The sequence below is a fragment of the Ruegeria sp. AL2 genome, assembly GCF_056540845.1.
In genome coordinates this window covers 1-3,933 of the sequence record NZ_JBQFXM010000052.1, presented here as the reverse complement: position 1 = coordinate 3,933, position 3,933 = coordinate 1, and the positions used below count along the sequence as shown (strand labels likewise).

The 3,933-nt window shown below is 59.1% G+C and carries 2 protein-coding genes; one reads left to right on the top strand and one right to left on the bottom strand.

All coding sequences use genetic code 11. The features are described from left to right. Positions 1-277: 277 nt before the first annotated feature. A complete protein-coding gene (locus ACR0ID_RS20250; protein WP_480608370.1) occupies positions 278-1,024 on the bottom strand; it encodes an SDR family NAD(P)-dependent oxidoreductase in 747 nt (248 codons plus the stop codon). 544 nt (positions 1,025-1,568) lie between these two features. Between ACR0ID_RS20250 and ACR0ID_RS20245 the strand changes: the two genes are divergently transcribed. Further along, positions 1,569-3,332: an adenylate/guanylate cyclase domain-containing protein gene (locus ACR0ID_RS20245; RefSeq protein ID WP_480608367.1), complete on the top strand. Its 1,764-nt coding sequence runs from the start codon at positions 1,569-1,571 to the stop codon at positions 3,330-3,332. Positions 3,333-3,933 lie beyond the last annotated feature (601 nt).

Sequence of the window (3,933 nt, the reverse complement as noted above, 5' to 3'; positions counted from 1 at the left end):
CGACATCTGAGGCCTTGGCGGACGGCCGCAGTCGTCCGCCATCTCATACCGGACGTCTCTCATGATTGACCGTAGCGGCCGCTCAGAGCCCGAAGCCGGCGTTTGGGCGGGCCAAAAACGACCGCATTAATCGGCATTAGCCAGTTGCGATCGCCGAGCCTGAGCCGAAATCTGATGCGGCCGACCAGAAAATCGCAGCAAAAAAAAAAGCACCACTGACTGTCTGTTCCGCTCCGCCTCGAGGTCGCAGCGTAGCTATTCAATAGTGAGCGGGGGTCTATCGGAAGGTCAGGCCGCCGTCGATGACCAGCGTCTGGCCGGTGACCGACTCCGCCCGACAGAACGTTAGTGCCTGATCGACCACGTCGTCGATGGAAGTGGTCTTCTTGAGCTTTGCCGCCTCGCGCCACGTCGAAACGAAGCTTTCCGGCGCCCCGCTGCTCATCACCGTGTTCTCCATCAGTCCCGGCGCCACGCAGTTCACACGCACGTCCGGCGCCAGCGAGGCCGCGAGAAACCGAGTCAGGCCCGAGACGGCTGCCTTCGTGGGCTGAAAGGCCCGGTCAGCGCCCCAGGTCCCGTGCCCGATGGTGGAGCCAAAATTGACGATGGCGCCCCGCGCGGCCCGCAGGTGCGGCGCCGCGGCCCGGGAGGCGAGGAAGGGGCCGCGGAAGTTAATGTCGCTGATGCGGTCCCAAGTCTCGGGGTCGTAGGCGGCGAGATCGCCCGCTGGCGGCCCCCCAGCCGCTCCGGCGGCATTCATCAGGATCGCGAGGCCGCCAAGCGCTTCGGCCGCCTGTGCTACGCCCGCCTCGACTGAGGCCGGGTCGCGCAGATCGATACGGACGGCGACCGCGCGACGTCCGAGCTTCTCGACCGCGTCGCAGGCCTCGGCCGCGCGACCCTTGCCGCCGCTCCACCCTACGGCGACGTCGGCGCCTGCCTCCGCGAGCCGCTCTACCAATCGGCGGCCCAGACCACCGCTGCCGCCGACAATGAGAGCCGGCTTTCCCGCAATGTCCATTCGGCGCACTCCGTTTCCTTGAGCTGGGGTTCTCCAACTTCTTCAATGCTGCCATCCTCCGACCGCTGGCGCAACCGATCAAGCCGGAACCCGTCCCGTCGACGGAGACGATGACGACCGAGACGCCGAACGTGTTGAAAAACTAGGAAGCGGGTCAGGCGTCGCAGAAACGACCGTTTCCATCTGTTGCTGAAACCTTCCACTAAATGGACGTCAGCTTGGTCCGGAGGGTGTGTGAAAACCCGGGCTCGTGGTCTCTCTCTCTCTCTCGTCCCGCTGGTTTTCAGCGCCTGTGCAAAAGCTCGCACAGCAGCGCGAGAGAGCGCACATAAAGCGGGTTGTCGGCATATTTCGCTGGAAGGTCAGAGTTTTCACACAGCCTCTCCGCATAGCGCTCGCTCGCGGTATTCAGACGAACGTCTGCTCCGAGCCCAAAGCAGACATGGCTTTTGTTCTATTTCGCTTGCGTCAATCGCACTAACTGGGAAATTGGGCTGACAGCTCTCAAGCTCCGGGCTAGCCTCGTAATAACAGGGAGGTAGCAATGGAAAAAAGGCTTGCTGCGGTTCTGGCGGCGGATGTTGTCGGATACTCAGCATTGATGGACCATAGGCGGGACCAAACGCTCAAAGCTCTCAAGACTTTCCGAGAAGAGACCTTGATGCCCGCGCTCGCTGAACATGGTGGACGACTGATCAAGAGCATGGGGGACGGCTGGATCGTCGAGTTCCGGTCAGCCTCAAATGCCGCCGCATGCGCGATTTCCATCCAATCAGCCGAAAAGCGGGCAGACATCCAGCTCCGCATCGGCGTTCACATCGGCGAAGTCATTACCGACGGGGAAGACATCTTCGGCGATGGAATCAACATTGCTGCGCGTCTCGAGGCATTGGCCGAGCCCGGGCAAATATTGCTATCGGATACAGCTCATAACAGCCTGGACAGAACCGCCGCTGCACTGTTCTTCGGCGGTGGAAACGCTCAGTTGAAAAACATTCAGCGTCGCGTTGGGGTTTGGCGTTGGCCTGATGGTTCGGCGCTGAAGCAAACGGCCTCGACCATCGACAAGCCAGGCATTGCCGTGCTGCCATTCGACAACATGTCCGGTGATCCGGAGCAGGAGTATTTCTGCGACGGCGTCAGCGAGGACATTATCGTCGAACTCTCGCGGTTCGAGGAACTGTTTGTCATCGCCCGAAACTCTTCGTTCTCCTTCAAGGGGCGATCAGTGACGCCCCGGGACGTTGCCCGGGAACTCGGCGTAAGATACATGCTTGAAGGTAGTCTCCGCCGAGCGTCGAAGCGTATACGCATCAATGCTCAGTTGATCGAATGCGGGACAGGTACCCACATCTGGGCGGAGCGCTACGACCGCATTCTTGAAGACATCTTCGAACTTCAGGACGAGATAACGCGAAGCGTCGTCGGCGCAATCGCACCGCAAATTACTCAGGCCGAACTTGTACGCGCAAGCCGAGTGCAGGATATCGACTTCAATTCCTATGATCTGGCCCTCAGGGCCCAAGCACTCTTTCAGGAAGGCGCATATTCAGACGACATGGGCTACGAGAAAGTCTTGGCATTGGCGCAAAAAGCAATCGACCTCGACCCGCGCAACATGCACGCAATTTGGATCAAAGCCTATGCCTACGCCAACCGCTATCTCTATCAACTCGACGACAATCCAGACGAAACGCTTGGGCTTGCTGAAGCGGCGGCGGAACGCCTTTTTCAAAGTGACAGGTCCGACCCAAGGGCTTTGACGGTCCGTGGCATAATCCGCCATTTCCGGCGCGCATACGACGAGGCGACCTCTGATTTTCGACGCTCCTTCGAACTCAATCCGAATTTCGCCCTGAACATTCTATTGATGGCTTGGCACGAATCGCTTGTCGGACGGCTCGACGAAGCAAAGGAACACGCACAGCTCGCGTTACGCTTATCGCCCCGAGATGCCGATGTCTGGGTAGGCAACGCCTATCTTGCACTCGCTCAGGCATATTTTGCTGAGAGCAATTTTGTTGAGGCCCAGCATTGGGGGGAACGTGCCATTCAGATGACGCCTCGCGCCCCAATTCGGCGGGCGTTAATGATCGCTGCTTCAGCCCACCTCGACCGACCGCATGAAGCCCGGCCACATGCCGATGCTTTAGCTGCTTTCGCGCCGACTTTTCTGGATAGCATCGTGTCGGGGCGTCTTGCCTTGTATCGCCTGCCCGAGCACAACTCTCTTCTTGTCGAAGGGATCGCGAAATCTGGGGTATGCTCCCCAATCGGAGTCAGCACCAATACCCCAGCAGCCAAATGAGCCGAGTAGTAAGGCAATTGTCAGCTTCGTCCCGCTTGTGAGACATCAAGCTGCCGCGCGGCGAACGACCGCTTCCGATCTGGCCCTTACGGCGATGCTCGAACGACCGCTTTTGTGAAACCAAGCTGCGCTGCAGCGATGGGCTGACCGTCTGATGGTGATCTGGACGATCAGGCTTGCCGCTCGTACATCGGTCCGATTGGTCCCGCGACTCGGACATAGCTTCAATTTTCGCCACCGTCTGCTCTTGATGTAAGCAGCCGTTCGCGGCCGGAACTTCGAAAATTCTGCTGTAAACGTCGGCTACCCGCATCGAACCAGTCATCTGAAAGAAACGGTCGTATGACCGAGTCGAGCCCGAAGCGGTCTCTCGGTGTCGGGGATCTCGGGCGTGGACCCGAGACCACTGCGGCAGACAGTTTCCGCGTGATTCACTGGCGCGTGCCGCAAAACCACTTAAACAATGGCTTTCCGCCACTCGTTTGGGTAGCTTCGGGTTCGAATAGGACGGTGTTGATTTCCGCTGAGAAGTGACCCGGTATTTTCACCGAGATTTGACCCACCTTTGTTTATGTCTCAGCGTTTATGTTGTGGTCAATGT

Coding starts and splice junctions, on each gene's coding strand:
- ACR0ID_RS20245 (WP_480608367.1), top strand. CDS start 1,569: ATGGAAAAAAGGCTTGCTGCGGTTCTGGCGGCGGATGTTGTCGGATAC.
- ACR0ID_RS20250 (WP_480608370.1), bottom strand. CDS start 1,024: ATGGACATTGCGGGAAAGCCGGCTCTCATTGTCGGCGGCAGCGGTGGT.